Origin of the sequence: Rahnella sp. PD12R (assembly GCF_019200965.1) — a bacterium.
Taxonomy (GTDB): Bacteria; Pseudomonadota; Gammaproteobacteria; order Enterobacterales; family Enterobacteriaceae; genus Rahnella; species Rahnella laticis.
On record NZ_JAHTMS010000017.1, the window covers coordinates 53,912 to 70,363 of the forward strand.

General features: G+C 56.7%; 21 protein-coding genes and 2 pseudogenes. 22 read left to right on the top strand and 1 reads right to left on the bottom strand.

What is annotated here, in order from left to right; genetic code table 11:
• Nucleotides 1-2: 2 nt before the first annotated feature.
• Entirely contained in the window at nt 3-1,769 is a 1,767-nt protein-coding gene (locus KWG64_RS23760; protein ID WP_218523319.1) for a terminase ATPase subunit family protein, read from the bottom strand.
• A gap of 143 nt (nt 1,770-1,912) precedes the next feature.
• On the opposite strand from KWG64_RS23760, the gene KWG64_RS23765 reads away from it, so the two are divergent.
• The 22 genes and pseudogenes from KWG64_RS23765 to KWG64_RS23865 all read left to right on the top strand — a co-directional run.
• On the top strand, nt 1,913-2,764 hold the full coding sequence (locus KWG64_RS23765; RefSeq protein WP_218523320.1) for a GPO family capsid scaffolding protein: 852 nt from the start codon (nt 1,913-1,915) through the stop codon (nt 2,762-2,764).
• 45 nt (nt 2,765-2,809) lie between these two features.
• A complete protein-coding gene (locus tag KWG64_RS23770; RefSeq protein WP_218523321.1) occupies nt 2,810-3,874 on the top strand; it encodes a phage major capsid protein, P2 family in 1,065 nt (354 codons plus the stop codon).
• 11 nt (nt 3,875-3,885) lie between these two features.
• Nucleotides 3,886-4,542, top strand: coding sequence for a phage terminase small subunit (gene gpM, locus KWG64_RS23775; RefSeq protein ID WP_218523322.1), 657 nt, complete (start codon nt 3,886-3,888; stop codon nt 4,540-4,542).
• Between the two features lie 95 nt (nt 4,543-4,637).
• Entirely contained in the window at nt 4,638-5,108 is a 471-nt protein-coding gene (locus tag KWG64_RS23780) for a head completion/stabilization protein (protein WP_218523323.1), read from the top strand.
• Nucleotides 5,108-5,311, top strand: a complete 204-nt coding sequence (locus KWG64_RS23785) for a tail protein X (protein WP_218523324.1) — start codon at nt 5,108-5,110, stop codon at nt 5,309-5,311. The genes KWG64_RS23780 and KWG64_RS23785 overlap by 1 nt, the downstream gene beginning before the upstream one ends.
• Before the next feature lie 5 nt (nt 5,312-5,316).
• On the top strand, nt 5,317-5,526 hold the full coding sequence (locus tag KWG64_RS23790; protein WP_217152200.1) for a holin: 210 nt from the start codon (nt 5,317-5,319) through the stop codon (nt 5,524-5,526).
• Nucleotides 5,507-6,016 carry a lysozyme gene (locus KWG64_RS23795; protein ID WP_218523325.1) on the top strand — a complete coding sequence of 170 codons (510 nt, stop codon included), beginning with the start codon at nt 5,507-5,509 and terminating at the stop codon, nt 6,014-6,016. The genes KWG64_RS23790 and KWG64_RS23795 overlap by 20 nt, the downstream gene beginning before the upstream one ends.
• On the top strand, nt 6,016-6,441 hold the full coding sequence (lysB, locus tag KWG64_RS25790; RefSeq protein WP_255562287.1) for an Rz-like lysis system protein LysB: 426 nt from the start codon (nt 6,016-6,018) through the stop codon (nt 6,439-6,441). Before KWG64_RS23795 ends, lysB begins: the two co-directional genes overlap by 1 nt.
• Entirely contained in the window at nt 6,329-6,574 is a 246-nt protein-coding gene (gene lysC, locus KWG64_RS23800; protein WP_255562288.1) for an Rz1-like lysis system protein LysC, read from the top strand. Before lysB ends, lysC begins: the two co-directional genes overlap by 113 nt.
• Nucleotides 6,537-7,004, top strand: a complete 468-nt coding sequence (locus KWG64_RS23805) for a phage tail protein (RefSeq protein ID WP_218523327.1) — start codon at nt 6,537-6,539, stop codon at nt 7,002-7,004. The genes lysC and KWG64_RS23805 overlap by 38 nt, the downstream gene beginning before the upstream one ends.
• A complete protein-coding gene (locus KWG64_RS23810) occupies nt 6,997-7,446 on the top strand; it encodes a phage virion morphogenesis protein (protein ID WP_218523328.1) in 450 nt (149 codons plus the stop codon). The genes KWG64_RS23805 and KWG64_RS23810 overlap by 8 nt, the downstream gene beginning before the upstream one ends.
• 62 nt (nt 7,447-7,508) lie before the next feature.
• Nucleotides 7,509-8,360 (top strand): DUF2971 domain-containing protein, encoded by an 852-nt coding sequence (locus KWG64_RS23815; RefSeq protein ID WP_218523329.1) that lies wholly within the window; start codon nt 7,509-7,511, stop codon nt 8,358-8,360.
• 73 nt (nt 8,361-8,433) lie between these two features.
• Nucleotides 8,434-9,075 carry a phage baseplate assembly protein V gene (locus KWG64_RS23820; RefSeq protein WP_218523330.1) on the top strand — a complete coding sequence of 214 codons (642 nt, stop codon included), beginning with the start codon at nt 8,434-8,436 and terminating at the stop codon, nt 9,073-9,075.
• Nucleotides 9,072-9,422 (top strand): GPW/gp25 family protein, encoded by a 351-nt coding sequence (locus KWG64_RS23825; protein ID WP_218523331.1) that lies wholly within the window; start codon nt 9,072-9,074, stop codon nt 9,420-9,422. Before KWG64_RS23820 ends, KWG64_RS23825 begins: the two co-directional genes overlap by 4 nt.
• 2 nt (nt 9,423-9,424) lie before the next feature.
• Nucleotides 9,425-10,333 (top strand): baseplate assembly protein, encoded by a 909-nt coding sequence (locus tag KWG64_RS23830; protein WP_218523332.1) that lies wholly within the window; start codon nt 9,425-9,427, stop codon nt 10,331-10,333.
• Nucleotides 10,326-10,853, top strand: a complete 528-nt coding sequence (locus tag KWG64_RS23835) for a phage tail protein I (RefSeq protein WP_217152591.1) — start codon at nt 10,326-10,328, stop codon at nt 10,851-10,853. Before KWG64_RS23830 ends, KWG64_RS23835 begins: the two co-directional genes overlap by 8 nt.
• 9 nt (nt 10,854-10,862) lie before the next feature.
• Nucleotides 10,863-13,547, top strand: coding sequence for a phage tail protein (locus KWG64_RS23840; protein ID WP_255562289.1), 2,685 nt, complete (start codon nt 10,863-10,865; stop codon nt 13,545-13,547).
• Nucleotides 13,547-14,116 (top strand): tail fiber assembly protein, encoded by a 570-nt coding sequence (locus tag KWG64_RS23845; protein ID WP_370628760.1) that lies wholly within the window; start codon nt 13,547-13,549, stop codon nt 14,114-14,116. The genes KWG64_RS23840 and KWG64_RS23845 overlap by 1 nt, the downstream gene beginning before the upstream one ends.
• A 133-nt stretch (nt 14,117-14,249) precedes the next feature.
• Nucleotides 14,250-15,419 carry a phage tail sheath protein gene (locus KWG64_RS23850; protein WP_218523333.1) on the top strand — a complete coding sequence of 390 codons (1,170 nt, stop codon included), beginning with the start codon at nt 14,250-14,252 and terminating at the stop codon, nt 15,417-15,419.
• A gap of 13 nt (nt 15,420-15,432) precedes the next feature.
• Entirely contained in the window at nt 15,433-15,942 is a 510-nt protein-coding gene (locus KWG64_RS23855; protein WP_217152439.1) for a phage major tail tube protein, read from the top strand.
• 58 nt (nt 15,943-16,000) lie between these two features.
• Nucleotides 16,001-16,201, top strand: a pseudogene (locus KWG64_RS23860) (phage tail assembly protein); the annotation flags it as partial.
• A 2-nt stretch (nt 16,202-16,203) separates the two neighbouring features.
• Nucleotides 16,204-16,302: pseudogene (locus tag KWG64_RS23865) on the top strand (GpE family phage tail protein); the annotation flags it as partial.
• Between the last annotated feature and the right edge of the window lie 150 nt (nt 16,303-16,452).

Consider the following 16,452-nt stretch of genomic DNA (forward strand, 5'->3'; position numbering starts at 1 on the left):
AATTAATAAAACTCCAGAATGTTAGGGCTTTGGCCGCCGCTTGCGGCGGTCAGCGGTTCGTTGAGCAGCGCGTGCATGATTGCCCAGGCAACATCGGCGTGACTGGCTTCCTCGCTGCGGCTGGCCTCGTAGGTGGAACGGCTGCCGCTGGCGGTCATGGTTTTGCGGATCGCCATGAATGACGAGGTGATGTCTTTGTGGTTGGTGTCGTACTCCAAGCGTCCGGACGTGATGGTGTCTTTTGCTTTGAGCACCATCTTTGTCTTGGTTTCAGGGCTGTAGCGGATTTCCATCGCGGCGGGGAAGAACTGCCGAACAAGCTGGAAAACGCCCTGACCGATGCCGGTAGCATCAATGCCGATGTATTCCACGCAGTAGCGTTTTGTTAATTCCTCAATGCTTTTCGCCTGGGCGGCAAAGTCCATCCCCTTCCACTGGTGACGTTCCAGCACGCGGAATTTGCCGCCGTCTACCAGCGGAGGAGCCACCACGGCGCAGCCTGCACTGTCGCCTGTGTGCGACGGGTCGTAACCAATCCAGACGGCGCGATAACCAAACGGACGCAGGGCAAACGGGCTGAAATCCTTCCATTCCTCCGCACTTTCCACCATGCATCGTTGCAGCTCGGCAAACGGAAACACGGATGCCTGGTCATCAACAAACTCACACATGAACAGGTTGCGGAAATCCTCCGCGCTGTTTTCCTGTTTCAGCGTGTCGATGTTGAACAGGTTGCAGCCACCGGCTAACGCATCCTCAATGGTGACAATTTGCCGCCACTGCCCGTCTTCACAAAGCCGACCTTTCGCCAGGGCGTGATGGCCGATATCCAGTTCAATCCTGTCGTTTCGGTTTTCCCGCCCCTTGTTGAACAGCTCACCCGACCAGAACGGATACGCGCCGTGCGTCAGCGCTGACGGGGTAGAGAAATAGGTGGTGCGCAGATGTTCCTGCGACGCCATGCCGCTGGCGACCTTGCGCAATTTCTGGAAGTTGGGGATCCAAAAGATTTCATCAACGTACAGGTCGCCGTTGTGGCTTTGGGCGGTGTTGGAGTTGGTGCCTAAGAAAATCAGCTTTGCGCCGTTATTGCCGATCACAATCGGGTCGCCGGTCAGCTCGACATCAACCTGGCGGGCAAACTGAATGATGTACTCTCGAAAGACGTAAGCCTGGGTTTTACTGGCCGACAGGAAAATCTGATTATGTCCGGTTGCCAGGGCGCGCAATAACGCTTCACGCGCAAAGAAGAACGTTGCGCCAATCTGGCGGGATTTGAGGATGTCCCGGATACGGTGTTTAAGCCCCGCGTCATACCACACGCGCTGATACTGGAAGCACTGAGCCAGAAAGATATCCTCCAGCTTTTCCAGGGCTTCGTCGCTGAAATAATTCTTTGTCGGCTTCTTACGCTCGCCTTTGTTCCGGTTGGCAACGTTAGGATTTAAATCCACCTCATTCCCGCTCTGGCCGTAGCGGTTCACCCTTGCCAGGCGTTCCATTAACCGGCCTAGCGCCTCCATTTCCTTGTAATCCGCATTCCCTTTGACGTCTTTGGTGGTGAGCTGGATAAGGCGCGCTTCGAGGCTGGATTCCACGCGGGAAATCGGCGCGACGTTCTCCCAGGCGTCGCGCGTTTTCCAGCTCTGCACCGTCGGTAATTTTTGGGTCAGCGTTTCTGCAATCTGACGGACAGAAAACCCCTGCCAGTAAAGCAGTGCCGCCTGTCGCCGTGGGTCGCTGATGATGATCGAGTTTGTCATTTTCATGACTGCCACGTTAACGAGCGGCCTGCGGATTTTCCTGCTGTCCACGTTGTGCCATCAAGCATCAACCCGCATCGGCTGGCGGTGGCGGGCGTGTGTCTGGAAACTTGGACTTCTCAGAAGCACAACCGACCGGAGTCCAAAACATGGCAGCAAAAGCAAAGCGCTTTCGTATTTGTACCGAAGGGGCAACCACCGACGGGCGCGAAATCACCCGCGCCTGGATTGAACAGATGGCCGCGACCTATGACCCGAAGGTCTACGGCGCGCGCATCAACATGGAACATATCAAAGGTTACTTACCTGATAGTCCTTTCCGTATGTACGGCGATGTCACCGGCGTCTACGCCGAAGAAGTGGCTGACGGCGCGCTCAAAGGCAAACTGGCACTGTATGCCGATATCGATCCAACGCCTGAACTGATGTCGATGGTGAAAGCCCGGCAGAAGGTTTACACCTCCATTGAGGTTAACCCCTCGTTTTCAGATACCGGCAAAGCCTATCTGATCGGCCTGGCCGTGACCGACAGCCCCGCCAGCCTCGGCACCGAGTACCTGCAATTTAGCGCAAAGGCACAGCAAAACCCGCTCGCTGGCCGTAAGCAAAGTGCGGACAACCTTTTTACCGCCGCCGAAGAAACGGTCTTTGAGTTTGAGGAAGAAAAACCGGCTGCCCCGTCGCTGTTCTCCCGCGTGAAACAACTGCTTTCCAGTAAATCCGTTTCGGATGATGCCCGTTTTAAAGACGTGCATGACGCCGTGGAAGTCGTCGTGTCCCACGTCGAAACCGGCCTGCAAACCGGTGATGAAAAGCTGTCTGCGCTGGAAGCCTCGCTGACGGAACGCCTGAACGTGCTGGAACAAACCGCGAAAGATGACCGCGAACAGTTCAGCACCCTGAAAGGCAAGCTGGAGAAATCCGCCCCACAGAACTACACGCAGCGCCCCGTCTCAAGCGGCGGCGGCAAGGGTGACGCAGCCAATTTCACCGACTGCTAAGCACGCAACTCGCTATTAACCCGTAAACAAATTTGGAAAAAAAGCATGAAACAAACAACCCGCTTTCAATTTAATGCCTACCTGTCCCGCATTGCTGAGCTGAACTCGGTGGACACCGGCGACCTGGACAAAAAATTCAGCGTGGAGCCATCGGTGACGCAGACGCTGATGACCCGCGTGCAGGAATCGTCAGCTTTTCTCCAGATGATTAACATCGTGCCCGTGGATGAAATGAAGGGGGAAAAGGTCGGCGTGAGTGTCTCCGGTTCAATTGCCAGCACCGCAGACACCAGCGGCACCGGTGAACGCCAGACGGCTGATTTTAATACCCTGACCGCTGAGGGCTACGAGTGCCGCCAGACGAACTACGATTTCCATTTCCGCTACGCCACGCTTGATCTCTGGGCGCGCTATCAAGATTTTCAGGCGCGTTTACGCGACGCCATCGTGAAACGCCAGGCGCTGGATCGCATTACCATCGGTTTTAACGGCGTTACGCGTGCCGCGACTTCTGACCGCACTAAATACCCGCTGCTCCAGGACGTGAACGTGGGCTGGCTGCAAAAGTACCGCAACAATGCACCGGAACGCGTAATGGATAAGGCTATTGGTAAGGATGGAACAGTAATTTCTGAAACTGTGCGCGTCGGCCTTGGTGGTGACTTTGAGAATCTGGATGCGCTGGTAATGGATGCTACCAATACCATGGTTGATCCAATTTATCAGGATGATACCGGCCTGGTGGTGATCTGCGGCCGTCAGCTGCTGGCAGACAAATACTTCCCGCTGGTGAACAAGGTGCAGGAAAACTCCGAAAGCCTGGCCGCGGATATGATTATCAGCCAGAAGCGCATCGGTAACTTACCGGCGGTGCGCGTGCCCGGCTTCCCAGCCAATGCGCTCATGATCACTCGTCTGGATAACCTGTCCATCTACTGGCAGGACGGCACGCACCGCCGTCACATCGAAGAAGTGCCGAAGCGTGACCGCATCGAAAACTACGAATCCATTAATGAGGATTTCGTGGTGGAAGACTATCGCGGCGGCTGCGTGGTCGAAAACATCCAGATCGGCACCTTTAAAGAAGTTAAGCCTGAATCAGCGGAATAAGGGGACATAACATGATTAGTCCTTGCCGTCGTCACATGTTGCGACAGTCCGCTATCAACGCTGCGCAGCAGGCCGCCGGTCAGCTGACCCATGCGACCGGCTATGAACTGCTGCTGCAAAAGCTCAATGCGGATAAGCAGGCGCTGCACAAACTTCAGTCCTTCCAGGCGAAAGCGGAATTGAAACGCAAGCTGCTCCCTGAATACGCCCCGTGGGTGTCTGGCGTACTCGCCGAAGGGAACGGCGCACAGGATGCCATCCTGATGACCGTCATGATCTGGCGTATTGATGCCGGTGATATTGCCGGTGCGCTGAACATTGCCTGCTACGCCTTTAAGCACCGGCTCGCGATGCCGTTCGGCACCCGCACGGCGGGCTGTGCCTTCACGGAAGAAGTGATCGACCAGGCCGCACGTGCCCGCGCCGCCGGAGAGTCCGTCAGTATCGACGTGATGCTGGAGGTGCTGGAGGTGACTGACGCTGAAGATATGCCCGATAAAGTCCGTGCCCAGTTGCACAAGATTATCGGCTATCTATACCGCGACGGCGGCAAGGAAACGCTCGCACTGGAGCGCCTGAAAAGTGCCTTAATTCTCGACGGCAAATCAGGCGTAAAAAAAGACATTGAGCGCCTGGAGTCCGCCATTAAAAAGGCATCCGGCAGCTAAAAAGAATGCGCCCCGCGCAGGGCGGCACGCCAGCCGCGACGAGTCTTTCACCTCTTTCAACGCTGGCGTCCACCGCCCCCCATTCAGAGGTCATTATGTCTCTTGTTGTACCTGCACCGAAACCGGACGCCGCGACGGAACCCGCGATTAAAAACACTCATTTCTGGCCTGATGTGGATCCGGTTGAGCTGCGCGACACGCTGCGACTGGAGGGCACCGTCACAGCAAAACGCCTGCGCGCCGCCGCAAAGTTTGCCATGACCGAAGTGAACGCAGAGCTGTACAGCTTTCGCGATGCGCAGATTGCCCAGGGATTTAATCGTCTGGCTGATGTCCCCGCCGATCAGATTGATGAAGAAAGCGTGAAGGTCTGCGCCTATCAGCGCGCCGTGGCGTCTATTGCGGCGGCCTTCCTGGCGGAACGTTACCCGAATAACGACACCACTGACAAAGGCAGTAAAAAGGCCGAAATCGTGGAAAGCACCGTTGATGATTTGTGGCGGGACGGGCGCAACGCGATCAGCGACGTCGCCGGTGTCTCGCACTGCATCATCGGGCTGCTCTGATGAAAGTCTATGCCGAACAGGGCGACACCGTGGATTCGCTCTGTTGGCGGTACTACGGGCGCACGGGATCGGTCGTTGAAAAAGTTTACGCGGCTAACGTTGGCTTAGCCGCACAGGGGGCAATTCTGCCCCATGGCTACGCGGTGGAGCTGCCGGACATCACTCTGGCCGCAGTCAGTGAAACCGTCTCACTTTGGGACTGATGACCATGGAGCGCATCACCTCGTTTATCTGTTATTGCATCGCCGTGTTTCTGGCCTGGCTGGGTGGCATGTCTTATCAGGATATTGCCTTTCTGGTGGGCGCAGGCGTCGGCGTCGCCACTTTCCTGGTGAACTGGTACTACCGGCGCAAAACTTACCGCCTGCTGAAAGAAATGGGCATCAGAGGGGACATTAATGCAGCCATCAATCGTTAGACGTTGCGCCGTCGCCGCAGTACTTGCGATTGCCGCGCTGCTGCCGCAAACGCCAACGCTGAAAACCTCTGCCGCCGGTCTGGCACTCATTGCCGATTTTGAAGGTTGCCGCCTGTCGGCCTATCAGTGCAGCGCGGGCGTCTGGACAAACGGCATCGGGCACACCGCAGGCGTGAAACCGCAGACCCACATCAGCGAACGGCAGGCCGCCGTGAATCTGGTGGAAGATGTGATGCGGGTGGAGAAAGGGATTGCGCGCTGTATGCCGGTTGCCATGCCGCAGCCTGTGTATGACGCCGTGGTGTCGTTTGCCTTTAACGTCGGCGTGACGGCTGCCTGCAAATCAACGTTAGCGTTTTTCATCAACAAAGGTCGATGGCGTGACGCCTGTGAGCAGTTGCCGCGCTGGGTGTTTGTGAAGGGCGAGCGCGTCACCGGCCTGGAGCGCCGCCGTGCGAATGAGCTGGCCTACTGCCTGCGGGGAGTCTGATGCGCATTGTGATTGTTTTACTGCTGGTAGCCTGCGCGCTGGCGGGGCTGCAAACCTGGCGTATCGATGGCCTGACTGAAAAAGCCGACCAGGCGCAGCGCATTATCGGCACGCTGTCCGCCGGTATTGAAAGCCGAGACAACGCCATTAACCGCCTGAGCAATGAGGCCGTGACGCGGGAACGCCAGGAACAAAGCCTGCGCACCCAGCTCTCAAAGGCGGGTGATCATGCACGCATCCGTGAAATTCACATTCAAAGGTTACTTAATGAAAATCAGGAAATGCGTGATTGGTATGGCGCTCGTCTGCCTGATGGCATTAGCCGGATGCACCAACGCCCCGCCTTTGCCAGCGCCGCAGATTATTTACGTTGGCTGTCCGGCGGTAACGAGCTGCCCGATACCGGCAAGCTCACCGACTACTAACGGCGATTTAAGCGCCGACGTCAGAAACCTGGAGGCCGAGCTGGTAGCCTGCGGCCTCCAAGTGGAAGCGGTCAAACAATGCCAGGAGGAACACCATGCTAAAACCCGCCCAATTGCGAAAAGCCTTAACTGACGCGGTGCCGGTGCTGCAAACCAGCCCCGAAACCTTGCGGATGTTTGTGGATAACGGGCGCATCGTTTCCACGTTAGCCAGCTCGCTGTCGTTTGAATACCAGTACCAGACAGAACTGCTGATCACCAACTTTGCCCAGGACTGCGATCTGATTATTGTCCCGATCCTGGCGTGGTTGCGTGAGAACCAGCCGGACATCATGGCGACACCAGAAAAGCAGCAGACCGGCTTTAAATTCAAGGCCGATATGCTAGATGATGGTTCCTACGATATCGCTATTGACGTGCAGCTCACCGAGCGCGTGATTGTGAAACAGATTGATGCCGGTCTGTACGTGGAGCATTTTCCGGAACCGCCACTGCCGGAGCCGGTGGAAAGGCCGCGTGAGCTGTACCTGCACGGCGAATTAGTGAGTCATTGGCATGAGTGAACTGTCAGCGTTTGATACCCGCCTGGCGGGATTGATTGCCGCGCTGTCACCGCAAAGCCGGAAAGCGATGGCAGCGACCATCGCGAAGCGTCTGCGCAAACATCAGCAGCAGCGCATTAAACAGCAGGTCACGCCGGAAGGTCTGCCGTTCACGCCGCGCCGCCCGCAGCCGTTGCGGGCAAAGAAAGGCCGCATTAAGCGGGAAATGTTCGCCAAACTGCGCACGGCAAAATATATGAAGGCCAAAGGCACCGCTGACGACGCAGTGGTGGAATTCACCGGCCAGGTGCAACGGATGGCAAAAGTGCATCAGTACGGGCTGCGGGATCGCCCGTCTGTACGTGCAAAACAAATGCAGTATCCTGCACGCCCGCTGTTAGGACTGGATGCGGAGGATATGAAGATTGTGGAAGATGCATTACTTAGATTATTAAATACCTGACATTTGATTAGGGCTAACTTATCTTATAAATATGATACCCTCATTTAATCTAAGGTTACACAATGCCAGATGTAAACGTACTTCCCCGGATGCTTTATCACTATACAGATCAAGCAGGATTTTTAGGTATAGCGGGCAACCAAGAGTTATGGGCTACAAAAATACAATATCTGAATGATAATCGAGAGTTTAATCTTGCTGCTGATATCGCGGGAGATATTTTACAGGATAAACTTAAGAGGACATCCAACGAAAGAATAGCCCAAACGATAAAAGATCTATCACTTCGAATACTTAAAATGGGAAAAACAAATATTTGTGTTTGTTCATTTTCTGAAAAAGCAGATTTATTAAGTCAATGGCGCGGTTATTCAAGAGGAATGGCTGGATACTGCCTTGGTTTTAGAAGTGCAATTTTGAATGGTATTAGTCAGAACAATAACTTTGCGTTAAAAAAATGCATTTACAACCCAGCGGATCAAAGATTTGAGATAGTTAAAGTTTTAGATATGCTCATTGATAAACACATGATGGATGAGGATAGAAACGGAACTTACAAGGAAGGGAGAGGCTTGAGTTCTTTTTTCACACCTTTCGTTAGAGACGTTGATGAAAGTTTATCAATGATATTTCCACTAATTAAAGATGCTAGTTTTGAGGAGGAGGCTGAATGGCGGTTAGTAAGTAAAGGGCATGTGTCATATGATGATCTACATTTCCGCCCTGGTAACTCTGCGATAATACCTTTTACAAAGCTCAATTTTAAAGATTCAATAAACAATTGTTTGACTGATATTATTGTTGGCCACACACCTAATAAAGATTTAGCCATAGCATCAACTCGTGACTTTTTACATTCGCGCATGATAATTGCGTCTGTCAATAGCAGCGATATCCCTTATCGGAACTGGTAAGCCTACGTTGTGCCCTGCACCATCAACCCGCCTCAAATTGTATGCTGCCTGACAGGGCGGCATTCTTTTATGCATGAATACACCCATCCCCAACAACGACATTCCGCGCCTGTTGCGCAATCTGATCCGCATTGGCACCGTTGCCGAAGTGGATTTGGATGCGGGCACCTGTCGCGTGAACACTGGCGGCAACGTTACAGACTGGCTGCACTGGCTCACTTCCCGCGCAGGGCGTTCCCGTTCCTGGTGGGCACCGTCCGCCGGTGAGCAGGTTCTTCTGTTCTGTCTGGGCGGCGAGCTGGACACTGCCTTTGTGATGCCTGGCGTTTTCTCTGATGAATTCCCTGCGCCGTCCGCGTCAGCCGATGCCCTGCATGTGTCATTCCCTGACGGCGCGGTGATCGAGTACGAACCCCAAACCGGTGCGCTGCTGGCAACCGGCATCAAATCCGCCACGGTGAACGCCTCGGATGAGGTGGCGGTGACTGCCCCGCTGATTACCTGCACGGCGAAAACCCGCATCACGCTCGACACGCCGGAAGTGGTCTGTACCCAAAAGCTCACCACGGGCAGTCTGGAGGTGAAACAAGGCGGCACGATGACCGGCAATATTTCCCATTCCGGCGGTAGCCTAACGTCAAACGGCGTGGTTGTTCATACCCATAAACACGGCGGTGTCCAGACGGGCGGCGGTCAGACACAGGTGCCTTTATGACGAATGCAAAATACATCGGACTGGCTTCGGATACGGGGCGCAGCGTCGAAGACCTGGCGCACATTCAGCAGTCGGTCAGCGACATTCTGCGCACGCCCGTCGGTTCCCGCGTCATGCGCCGTGATTATGGTTCATTGCTGTCGATACTGACTGACCGCCCGCAGAATGCGGCGCTGCGCCTGCAAATCATGGCGGCCTGTTACAGCGCGATCCTCAAGTGGGAGCCGCGCGTCAGCCTGACCGGCATCACCTTTGAAACGACGTTCGACGGGAAAATGGTGGTTGAACTCACCGGCACCCGCAAAGACACGTCCGCCGCCATTTCCTTAACCTTACCCGTGAGCTAACCATGGCAACTATCGACCTGAGCCAGTTACCCGCCCCCGACGTGGTGGAGGTGCTGGATTACGAAACCCTCCTGGCAGAACGCAAAGCCACGCTGGTATCGCTGTACCCCGAAGACCAGCAGGCCGCAATTGCCCGCACGCTGACCCTGGAGTCTGAGCCGATTGTGAAACTGCTGGAGGAGAACGCTTACCGCGAAGTGATCCTGCGTCAGCGGGTAAACGAGGCGGCACAGGCGGTGATGCTGGCTTATGCCTCCGGTAATGATCTCGACAATATCGCCGCCACGTTCAGCGTGGAACGCCTGACGATCACCCCTGCGGATACGGTCAGCGTGCCTGCCGTGGCGGCTGTGATGGAAAGTGATGCCGATTTGCGTATCCGTGCGCAGCAGGCGTTTGAAGGACTGAGCGTAGCCGGTCCCGTCGGCTCCTATGAGTATCACGGGCGCTCGGCTGACGGGCGGGTGGCGGATATTTCAGTCATCAGTCCGTCGCCTGCCTGTGTGACGATTTCCGTGCTGGCACAGACCGGCAACGGCACCGCCCCCGCTGACCTGCTGGCGGTGGTTCAGGCCGCGCTCAATGACGAGAACGTGCGCCCCGTGGCTGACCGCGTGACTGTCCAGTCAGCTACGGTGGTGAACTACACCATTGATGCGGTGCTGTATTTATTCCCAGGTCCGGAAGCCGAACCTATCCGCGAAGCCGCCGAAGCCAGGCTTATCGCCTACACCACCGCGCAGCACCGTTTAGGCCGCGACATCCGGCTGTCCGCCATATATGCCGCGCTGCACGTTGAAGGCGTGCAGCGGGTGGAGCTGAAAAGCCCCGCCGCTGACATCGAGCTGGATAAAACGCAGGCGTCATTCTGCACCGCGTACACCCTGAAAGTGGGCGGCTACGATGAGTGATCGCCTGCTGCCCGTTGGTTCCTCTGCTCTTGAGGTTGCTGCTGCTGATGCCTGCGCCGCGCTTGAAAACGTGCCGGTGCCGCTGCGGCAGCTCTGGGATCCGCTGACCTGTCCGGCCAGGTTTTTACCGTACCTGGCGTGGGCGCTGTCGGTTGACCGCTGGGATGAAAACTGGCCGGTTGCCACCAAGCGCCGCGTTATTCAGTCGGCGTGGTTCATTCACTGCCACAAGGGAACTATTGGTGCCATCCGGCGCGTGGTGGAGCCGCTCGGCTACCTGATTAACGTGACCGAGTGGTGGGAAACCAATGACGAGCCTGGCACGTTTCGCCTGGATATCGGGGTGCTGGAAACCGGCATCACCGAAGAAATGTATTTAGAGATGGAAAGGCTGATTGCCGACGCCAAACCGGCCAGCCGCCATCTGATCGGCCTGACCATCACCCAGGATATTAAAGGCGATGTTTACATTGGCGCAGCGCAGTACACCGGCGAGCTGCTGACCGTTTACCCCGCATAAGAGGACGCTATGAGCACATTTAAATCCGTCGTCACCACGCTCGGCCAGTCGCGTATCGCGGCAGCCATTGCGGCGGGGACTGACATCAACATTACGCAGCTTGCCGTCGGTGACGGCAACGGCAAGGCGACCACGCCCGTCGCCACCCAGACCAAACTGGTTAAAGAGGTGTACCGCACGCCGCTCAATTCCTTAAAGCGCGATCCCACTCACGGCAACTGGGTGATTGCCGAGGCCGTGATTTCTGCCAGCGTCGGCGGTTTCTGGATGCGAGAAATGGGACTGTTTGCTGACGACGGCGCGCTGATTGCCGTCTGCAACATGGCGGACACTTACAAGCCGACCCTGGCGGAAGGTTCTGGCCGCACGCAGACGCTGCGGATGGTGATTGCCGTCAGTAACACCGAGGCTATCAGCCTGCTGATCGACGACTCGGTGATTATGGCAACGGAGCAGTATGTAAATGACCTGCTGGCCGCGCATGAAAAATCCCGCAACCATCCCGACGGCACGCTGACGGCAAAAGGTTTTGTCCAGCTCAGCAGCTCGGTCAGCAGTACCAGCGAAACGCTGGCGGCGACGCCAAAGGCGGTGAAGGCCGCCAACGACAATGCGAATACACGCGTACCCTCCACCCGCAAGGTAAATAATAAAGCGCTGGGCGCTGACATCAGCCTGGCGGCGGCGGATGTGGGGGCGGTCAGTAATATTTTAGCGAACGTCGATAACGCCACGGTGAAGACCATTTATGACCCGTCGGTGACTGCGCTGACCGGTGGCGTTACCCTGGCGGGCTATTTCGACGATCACCCTCTCGGGGCAACCTTTCAGGCAGCGGATACGCTGATGACCTATCGCCGGTGGTATAACGCAGGCGCGGCGCTGACCCAGTATCTGCATTGCACAACCGGCACAATTTACGTGCGCGTGGGCATTGTCAGTACGACAGACCCGACGGGCTGGCAATGGCGTCAGACCGACGGCGTGCTGCCTTACGGATGGCGCAAAGTGTACGACACGGCCAACCCGCCGACGGCTTCTGAGGTGGGCGCGCTGCCCGTCGCTTCTGCCATTCTGGGCACCGCCAACATCAACACGTTTAACCTGGCAAAAATTGGCCTTTACGTGCAAAGCACCGGCGCGAATGCCACGGTAGCAAACGGCTATCCGCCAGGCTCGCAGGCGGCGGGCGTGCTGGAGATTATCCCTGCCTCCTGGACGGGCGGAGTACTCCAGCGTTACACGGTGCAAAACACCGGCATGGTGTGGACGCGTGCGCTGAATGCGTCCTGGAATGGTACGGACGGACCCTGGCGTGACTGGGTGCAGGCCAGCACCGCCGGTTCCGTTGCGGCAAACACTGCCCTCGGCTCAACTGACCTGAACACGGTAGGCTTCAGTCTTACGGCGGTGCAAGCCGTCATTTATCACCAGTCGGCCAATGCCTCCGCGACAGCAGACCGGAATTACCCCGAAGCCAAAGCGGGCACGCTCTTTGTGACCGGCAGCGCCTACGGCTGCCAGCAGATGTATATCACTTTTGACACCTGCAACGTCTGGATGCGCGGGCTTTCCACCAACTGGAACGGCAAAGATGGACCATGGCGCCCGTGGGTGGCCGCATATGGCACCAACAACAAACCCACTGCTGCTGATGTAGGCGCATGGACAGCAGCGCAAAGTGCCGCCAGTGAAAAGGCGCTGTCTGATGAAATTGCAACAGCGTTTAAAATCCGCACGAATTTAACCGCAGCGGATACCCCGAACACCCTGCGCGGCAGCGGCATGTTTGGGCATTACGGCGTGCCAGGCGTGGCGGCAGCGACGACGGACAAAGGCTACCCGATGAACGGTTTTGTCGGCGTGATTTTCGTGACCTGGGGTCCGAATGCGACGCAGCAGATTGCATTCAATAGCAACGGTCGGCAATTTACCCGCTCCATGACGGGGGCGTGGAACGGCGTTGATGGTCCATGGTCTGCCTGGAATGAAATTTACTGCCAGGCCAACAAGCCCAGCCCCGCAGAAATTGGCGCGTTAGCCTCCGGTGACGTGCTTGTCGGTATGCCGGTTCCCTGGCCTTCTGACACCGTGCCCGCCGGTTTTGCGCTGATGGTCGGGCAGACATTTAACAAGGCGACGTACCCGTCTCTGGCGATTGCGTACCCTTCCGGCGTTATTCCTGATATGCGCGGGCAGACCCTCAAAGGCAAACCGGCCAGCGGGCGCGCCGTGCTTTCCCTGGAGCAGGACGGGGTCAAAAGTCACAACCATACCGCCACAGCCAGCAATACCGACCTCGGACGGAAAACGACGAGTGCGTTTGATTACGGACGTAAAGGAACATCCGGCTTTGACTACGGCACCAAAGGGTCAGACGGCCAGGGCGCACACCAGCATCAGATGGGGGTCGCCGGTGCTAATAACCGCTTTGGCGCGATTGGCGTGGCGAAAGACTACGGGTTTAGCGGTTCCAATAATGCCAATCAGACAGAAATGCCGGTGACCAGCGTGGACGGCAACCACGGACATAACACCTACATCGGCGCGCACGATCACTATGTCGATATTGGGGCACACGATCATTACATCGACATGGGCGCCCACGGGCACACCATCACCGTAAACGCCGCCGGTAACACGGAAAACACCGTGAAAAACGTGGCCTTTAATTACCTTGTGAGACTCGCATAATGTTCAGATATTCAGATAAGACACAGACAATTAAGGTGTATGACTTTTCGGCTATCACCGGCGAACTGATTGGCAAAAGCGACGCCATGATCCCGCCGGATACCGGCCTGCCTGCCCGCTGCACGGACATTGTGCCCCCACAGACAGAAAAAGGCTTTGTGGCGGTTTTCACCGGCGAAGCCTGGGACGTGGTAGCAGACTTTCGGGGTAAGGTGGTTTACAGCACACAGACGGGTCAGCAGACAACCATAACGGAGCTGGGCGCGTTGCCTGAGAATACGACGGATATCGCCCCTGCCACCCGCTTTGACCGCTGGGACGGCGCGGCCTGGGTGAAGGATGATGCGGCGGAGCGCATTCAGCAGATTCAGGAAGCGGAAGTGCAGAAGAAAAAGCTGATGCAGCAGGCCGTTTTGCAAATTGATACGCTTCAGGACGCCATCGATCTGGATATGGCTTCAGAGGACGAAAAGGCGCAAATTGTCGGCTGGAAAAAATACCGCGTGCTGCTTAACCGGCTGGATGCGAACACCGCGCCGGATATCACCTGGCCTGAAATCCCTGCCTGAACCTCGCCCCGAAATGGGGCTTTTTTGTTTCTGCTCCGCCACGTTGTGCCATGGTTCAAACATCCTTCCCGCCGTGCCTGCGCGTACACAACACGCGATGATTGACTGGCTTATTAATCACAGGAAAAACACCATGGCTGATTATCATCACGGTGTGCGCGTTGTTGAAATCAATGACGGCACCCGCGTAATTTCCACCGTTTCCACCGCAATCATCGGGATGGTTTGCACCGGCGAGGATGCCGACGCTGCGACCTTCCCGCTGGATACGCCGGTACTTATTACCAACGTGCTGACCGCCGCAGGCAAGGCCGGTAAAACCGGCACGCTCCGCGCCTCCCTGATGGCCATCGCCAACCAGGCTAAACCGGTTGTCGTCGTCGTGCGCGTTGCCGAGGGCAAAGACGACGCAGAAACCACCTCCAACATCATCGGCGACTCAGATGAAACCGGCATGTATACCGGCATGAAAGCGCTGCTGTCCGCCCAGACGGAACTCGGCGTAAAGCCGCGCATTCTCGGCGTTCCAGGGCTTGATAATCTGGACGTTGCCACGGCGCTCGCCGCCGTCTGTCAGCAGCTCCGCGCCTTTAGCTACGTCAGCGCCTACGGCTGCAAAACCGTGTCTGATGCCATCAAGTACCGCGACAATTTCAGCCAGCGTGAGCTGATGGTGGTCTGGCCGGACTTTGTGGCCTGGAACACCACCACGAACGCCATCGACACCGCCCCCGCGACGGCTTACGCGCTCGGCCTGCGTGCCAAAATCGACGCCGAAACCGGCTGGCATAAAACCCTTTCGAACGTCGGTATCAACGGCGTCACCGGCCTGTCCGCCAGCGTGTACTGGGATTTGCAGACCACCGGCACCGATGCCGACCTGCTGAACCAGGCATGCGTCACCACCCTTATCCGCAAGGACGGCTTTAAGTTCTGGGGGCAGCGCACCTGCTCTGATGATCCGCTGTTCCTGTTTGAGAACTACACCCGCACCGCGCAGGTGCTGGCGGACACTATCGCCGAAGGGCATATGTGGGCATCAGATAAGCCCGTTACCCCGACGCTTATCAAAGACATGATTGCGGGCATTAACGCCAAACTGCGCGAAATGAAAACCGCCGGTCTGATCATCGATGGCAACTGCTGGTATGACCCCGAGGCCAACACCGTCGAAACTCTCAAAGCGGGCAAATTATTCATTGATTACGACTATACGCCGGTGCCGCCGCTGGAAGATTTAACCCTGCGTCAGCGCATCACCGATCAGTACCTGGCGACGTTCGCCACGTCCGTTAACAGCTAAGAGGCGCTAAAACATGGCACTGCCTAAGAAACTGAAATACCTGAACCTGTTTAACGACGGGAACAGCTACCTGGGCATGGTCAGCGCGCTGACGCTGCCAAAACTGACCCGCAAGCTGGAGAACTACCGCGGCGGCGGCATGACCGGTTCGGCTGCCATTGATTTCGGCCTGGACGACGACGCGCTGAGCTTTGAGTGGACGGTGGGCGGGCTGGATGAGCTGGTGTTGCAGCAGTGGGGCGCGGTCGATGCCGTGCCGCTGCGCTTTGCCGGTTCCTTCCAGCGCGACGACACCGGCGAAACCTCCGCCGTGGAAGTCACCATGCGCGGACGCCACAAGGAGATGGATTTCGGCGAGTACAAGCAGGGCGAAGACACCGAAACCAAAATCACTACCCAGTGCACCTATTTCAAGCTGGTAATTGACGGCAAAGACATGATTGAAGTCGATACCGTGAACATGGTGGAAATCGTCGGCGGCGTTGACCGCGTGGCGGAGCACCGCAAAAACATCGGCCTGTAACCCGTAACGCGCGCCGGACTCCGGCGCGAAACCTCACTTTTGAATAAGAGACACCGCTATGTCAGAACACAATGAAAACATCGTTATCCTGGAAGAACCAATCAAACGCGGCGACACACTGATCAGCGAGATTGAAGTCATCAAACCCAATGCCGGACACCTGCGCGGCATTGGCCTGGCGGCGCTGGCGAATGCCGACGTTGACGCGCTGACCGTAATCCTGCCGCGCATTACCGCCCCGAACCTGACCGCCCAGGACNTTTTCACTGGCCGCCGTCAGAACTGAACCCGATGACGCTGACCGAGCTTTGCGCGTGGCGTCATAAGGCCATGCAGCGCAGCGGAGCCGACAGTGAGTAATTTAAAAGTAGAGGTGCTGTTAAAGGCGGTTGACCAGGCGACCCGCCCGTTTAAATCGGTGGAGAACGCCAGCAAGGCGCTGTCCGGCGATATCCGCAATTCACAAAACACCCTCAAAGACCTGAACGCCCAGGCCGGAAAGATTGACGG